This window comes from Chitinophaga sp. 05T412 (assembly GCF_056396465.1).
The window spans coordinates 1-383 of the sequence record NZ_JBFTLN010000109.1 but is presented as its reverse complement, the minus strand read 5'-3'; the positions used below and the strand labels follow the sequence as shown (position 1 = coordinate 383).

The 383-nt window shown below is 47.8% G+C and carries 1 tRNA gene and 1 rRNA gene; both read left to right on the top strand.

Annotated elements, in window-relative coordinates:
- Positions 1 to 102 (top strand): 16S ribosomal RNA (locus tag AC1DFM_RS34895); the annotation flags it as partial.
- Between the two features lie 137 nt (positions 103 to 239).
- Positions 240 to 314: transfer RNA gene (locus tag AC1DFM_RS34890), tRNA-Ile, on the top strand.
- Positions 315 to 383 lie beyond the last annotated feature (69 nt).

Here is a 383-nt window from a genome sequence, read left to right as displayed (position 1 = left end):
GAAGTCGGCAACCGCAAGGAACCGCCTAGGGTAAAATCGGTAATTGGGGCTAAGTCGTAACAAGGTAGCCGTATCGGAAGGTGCGGCTGGAATACCTCCTTTTTAGAGCTCATTAACCTGAGTGAGCTGTTGTTTCCTTCTTTTAATTTTATTAGTTCTTTTATAGAAATCATTCGCCAAGTTGGTAATATGGACTGGATCGGTTAGAGAGATTGAAACCGCCAACCGGCAACCTAGACAGATCCGTAGCTCAGCCTGGTTAGAGCACTACACTGATAATGTAGGGGTCAGCAGTTCAAATCTGCTCGGGTCTACAATGATTACGGGGGATTAGCTCAGTTGGCTAGAGCACCTGCCTTGCACGCAGGGGGTCATCGGTTCGA